We start from the raw sequence: 4,012 nt of genomic DNA, 5'->3' as shown, positions 1-4,012 counted from the left end.
AATTGTATGTCATCAATTTTCTTAAACTCGCCGCTATCACATTTTGTTTCTTTATATCCATCAATGGATAAAAAATAAAGACTATACTCATAGAAATTTACGTTGTAATTATATTCCATTCCAAGCAATTCAATAGCCCGGTTAATAGAAGCCGTGGATATAAAATCATTAATGATTTTATGTGAATCATTAATTTTTACATCAAGTGAAAATTTTTCTAAGACCTTCTCACATTTTTTTGCCGTTTCCATTTTACCTTCAATAGTGTCAGTGCTTATCCTTATAGAAGCTAACGCACATAGCCTTATATCTCGATAAAATTGAAGGATTTGCATTGCATGGTAATTGATCAAATCAAAATCAATCGATTTAATATCCATATGCTACCCCACACCCTCTATTTAGTAGGAGCTATGCCAGCCCGTAGAGGTGTGCGGGTTTTCGGGAGCGACCCTAGACATAGCTTTATTCTTTAACATATTGTATAGTCTACTAAAGTCAATTACCTCTGTCTATTCATCCAGTTAGGCTCGTTTCCCAAATTTGCCATGTACCACATTTTCGCCTCGTTCGAGCGCTTCCATATAGTCGGCATACCATTGCATCATTTCCCTGCGACCATCCAGATACTGAGCGTGGTTATACGTTCCACGAATAGAGTTCTTATCGACGTGGGCAAGCTGTTTTTCAACCCATGCAGTGTTGAAGTCTTGATCGTGCAGGATGGTACTCATAGTGTGGCGGAACCCGTGGCCTGTTGCTCGTCCTGAATATCCCATGCGGCGAATCATGGTATTGATTGCCATATCAGATATATGCTTTCTGTAGTCTGTGCGGCTTGGGAAAATATATTGATAACTGCCGCTGATAGGCTGAATCTGCTTCAATAAATCGATAACTTGCTCTGATAATGGCACAACATGAGTACGGCGCATTTTCATTTTTTCGGCTGGAATTGTCCAAACAGCTTTATCTAAATCAATTTCTGACCATTCAGCTTTGCGGAGTTCTCCCGGACGAACCCCCGTTAATATCAGCATTCGCAAAGCCGTTCTGACTATTTGGCTGCCCATATATTTATCAATAGAACGGAGGAATTCGGGCATTTCATCCACTGATAGGTGGGCGTAGTGTTCGCGTTGATGGGGGATAAAAGCTCTGGCTAAATCTGGTGCTGGGTTATATTCAGCTCTGCCCGTAATGATTGCATACGTCCAAACCTCCCCGCATCGTTGACGAACTTTTTTCAATTTCTCTGTTGCTCCGCGCTTTTCCATAATAGAAAGCACGTCGAGTAGTTCCAGTGGCTTAATATCAGCAATCGGACGATTACCAATATAAGGGAAAACATCTTTTTCGAATGCGTCCATCATATCTTCACGATAACCAACGACCATCTGTCTTTTCTGCCCTCGAACCATTCAAGAGTGATATTTTTGAATGTGTTTTCCGTTTGATTAATAGCTGCCGTCTTTTCTGCTTTTCGAGCTTCACTTGGATTAATGCCGTTAGACACCAGCTTTCGTGCTTCGTCACGTTTAGCTCTGGCCTCAGTGAGTGTGACTACTGGATAGATGCCTAACGATATCATCTTGGTCTTACCCGCAAATTGATAGCGATAACGCCAGCCTTTTGAGCCATTGGTATCAACCAACAAAGATAGCCCATTACCATCTGCCAGTGTGTAGGATTTTTCTTTTGGTTTGGCTCGTTTGATAGCCAGCTCTGTTAGCTTCATAAATCACCAATATTGTATAGAAAAATTGTAGAGGGAAATTCTATACAAAAAACTATACAACAAATTGTAGAGATTTAGGAAGACGGTTGTAGACTTTGAGATATTGAAATTTCGCGCTATGCCTTGATTTATCTGGGATTGGAAGGCTTTAGTAGACGTTGCTAGAAGTGTTAATGGCGGAGGAGGAGAGATTCGAACTCTCGGATGGTTTCCCATCGGCGGTTTTCAAGACCGCTGCCTTCAGCCGCTCGGCCACCCCTCCGCGATGTCGAGCACTATAAACATCACAGTTACCAATGTAAAGTATTTATCCGTTCAACTGCCGCTAATTTACTCACAATACTATCTGTTGGTCTATTTATTCGGCATGTTGAGTAATCTTTCTTGGGGATAGTGGTGATTTTTGCTAAATTGCGGCCATCGTTATTGGATGGTAAAAAGTTATGTTGGTATTTGAAGGTCGTGAGATCGAAACTGATGCGCAAGGTTATCTAAAAAACTATCGTGATTGGCATGAGGCTATGGCTCCTGTCATTGCCGAACAGGAAGCAATCACTCTAACCGAACAGCACTGGGAAGTTATCCGTTTTGTACGTGAGTTTTATGAAGAATTTAATACTTCACCCGCTATTCGTATGCTAGTTAAAGCGATCGCCCAAAAATATGGTGAAGAGAAAGGAAATAGCCGTTACCTCTATCGCCTGTTTCCCAAAGGGCCGGCAAAACAAGCAACAAAAATTGCCGGCCTTCCCAAACCAGTCAAATGTATTTGATTTATTCATCCGTCACTAATGACGGATGCTAAAATCACTCATCTCTTCTACTTCACAAAACTGAGATTGAAAATGTTCTATTTTGGCGCCCGGAGGCCCACCCTGCTCCAGCCAATGTGTTAACATTTTGATTTGTGCATCATTGCCACAAGCGACAATCTTCACACTTCCATCATTCATATTACGAACATATCCCGCCAGCTTATTTTTCTTTGCCCAACGGTAAGTGTGATAACGGAATCCAACTCCCTGTACCCTGCCGTAAACATAAATAGTCATGCTGCATTTAGTCATCGTTATATTCCTCCCAGATAAGATGGTAAGAACTTTGAAACGTTAAACCCACTTTTGTTATTGTATTTTATATACGCAACAGCTAATCTGAAATTATGAGATGGCGGTCACATGCCATCCTGATTTCAAAAATCATGCAAAATTCCGGCTACCGTCACCGGGTACGCGCTTGAAATTTACCTTACCGCCCTTATATAAGAGTCATTGCAAGGTTTCTTTGGAGGTGGCTATGATGATCGCCAGCAAATTCGGTATCGGCCAGCAAGTACGACATAGGTTGCTGGGTTACTTGGGTGTTATTGTAGATATTGATGCTGAATATTCTTTAGAACAACCGCAGGAAAATGATATTGCATCTAATGCTACCTTACGTTCAGCGCCGTGGTATCACGTTGTGATGGAAGATGACAATGGTCAACCTATTCATACTTATTTGGCAGAAGCCCAATTGACTTACGAAACATCAGATGAACATCCAGAACAATCCTCTCTGGATGAGTTAGCCGAATCTATCCGCAGTCAATTACAAGCGCCACGGCTACGAAATTAAATACTTTTATTACCGTTAGCCAATAACTCTAAGGTGGTGGATAATAAACCAATCGCTACCTTATTCACTTTTCCATCCCCAACCGCGGGATTTCAATTTTCGGACAACGATCCATTACAACATCTAATCCTTCATTTTCTGCCAATAATTTTGCTTCTTCATTGATAATGCCACTTTGTAACCAAAGGACTTTTACGCCAATGGCGATGGCTTCCTCCGCAACACCATAAACAGCTTCTGCGTTGCGAAATACATCAACCATATCGACGGGTTGTTTAATATCAGATAATTGGCTCACAACTGGTTGGTTCAATAAAGTCCGTCCTGCCAGTTTAGGACTGACAGGGATCACTTGATATCCCTGCTTTAGTAAGTATTCCATGACCTTATAACTGGGACGATCTGTTTTCTCACTCGCTCCAACTAACGCGATGGTTTTTACTTTTCCCAGAATATCCGCTATATATTGATCATTCATTTTGTCCTCCTATATTCTCCGCAGCATTTTTCATCTGGTTTATCTGCTACAGTGTTTATGATAAGTAATTTAACGCGATGCTCAACTTTAACACCCAATAACGAGCGTTTGTTGAAGCCAGTCGCGTTGTTTTTTACCTTGTTTAAAGTTGGCAAAAATACCCAATGTGTGAGAAAGCA

The 4,012-nt window shown here is 41.2% G+C and carries 5 protein-coding genes, 1 tRNA gene and 1 pseudogene; 2 read left to right on the top strand and 5 right to left on the bottom strand.

Translation table 11 applies throughout. From position 1 onward, the window contains the following. From IQ211_RS18195 to IQ211_RS18185, 3 genes and pseudogenes are all read right to left on the bottom strand, one after another. A partial coding sequence (locus IQ211_RS18195) for a hypothetical protein (RefSeq protein ID WP_193836439.1) occupies positions 1-380 on the bottom strand: 380 nt, incomplete at its 3' end. A 144-nt stretch (positions 381-524) separates the two neighbouring features. Beyond that, a pseudogene (locus tag IQ211_RS18190) lies at positions 525-1,738 on the bottom strand (tyrosine-type recombinase/integrase). A gap of 174 nt (positions 1,739-1,912) precedes the next feature. Beyond that, positions 1,913-2,000, bottom strand: a tRNA-Ser gene (locus IQ211_RS18185). 181 nt (positions 2,001-2,181) lie between these two features. Between IQ211_RS18185 and tusE the strand changes: the two genes are divergently transcribed. Further along, positions 2,182-2,511 (top strand): sulfurtransferase TusE, encoded by a 330-nt coding sequence (gene tusE / locus IQ211_RS18180; RefSeq protein ID WP_189760831.1) that lies wholly within the window; start codon positions 2,182-2,184, stop codon positions 2,509-2,511. Positions 2,512-2,526: 15 nt separating this feature from the next. Here tusE and yccX read toward each other — a convergent pair whose 3' ends face one another. Continuing rightward, positions 2,527-2,805: an acylphosphatase gene (gene yccX, locus IQ211_RS18175; RefSeq protein ID WP_189760832.1), complete on the bottom strand. Its 279-nt coding sequence runs from the start codon at positions 2,803-2,805 to the stop codon at positions 2,527-2,529. Positions 2,806-3,034: 229 nt separating this feature from the next. Here yccX and hspQ point away from each other — a divergent pair, with 229 nt between their 5' ends. After that, on the top strand, positions 3,035-3,355 hold the full coding sequence (gene hspQ / locus IQ211_RS18170; RefSeq protein ID WP_189760833.1) for a heat shock protein HspQ: 321 nt from the start codon (positions 3,035-3,037) through the stop codon (positions 3,353-3,355). Positions 3,356-3,419: 64 nt separating this feature from the next. On the opposite strand, the gene IQ211_RS18165 is transcribed toward hspQ, so the two are convergent. Further along, entirely contained in the window at positions 3,420-3,833 is a 414-nt protein-coding gene (locus IQ211_RS18165; RefSeq protein ID WP_189760834.1) for a CoA-binding protein, read from the bottom strand. Positions 3,834-4,012: the final 179 nt, after the last annotated feature.

The sequence above is a fragment of the Xenorhabdus griffiniae genome, from assembly GCF_015163655.1.
In the GTDB taxonomy this organism is placed as follows: domain Bacteria; phylum Pseudomonadota; class Gammaproteobacteria; order Enterobacterales; family Enterobacteriaceae; genus Xenorhabdus; species Xenorhabdus griffiniae.
Note: the sequence above shows the minus strand (reverse complement) of the source record. Positions and strands in the feature narration are given on the sequence as shown.

What these genes read in the sequence shown, in the direction of transcription:
- yccX (WP_189760832.1), bottom strand. Translation starts at nt 2,805, where the DNA reads ATGACTAAATGCAGCATGACTATTTATGTTTACGGCAGGGTACAGGGA.
- tusE (WP_189760831.1), top strand. Translation starts at nt 2,182, where the DNA reads ATGTTGGTATTTGAAGGTCGTGAGATCGAAACTGATGCGCAAGGTTAT.
- IQ211_RS18165 (WP_189760834.1), bottom strand. Translation starts at nt 3,833, where the DNA reads ATGAATGATCAATATATAGCGGATATTCTGGGAAAAGTAAAAACCATC.
- hspQ (WP_189760833.1), top strand. Translation starts at nt 3,035, where the DNA reads ATGATGATCGCCAGCAAATTCGGTATCGGCCAGCAAGTACGACATAGG.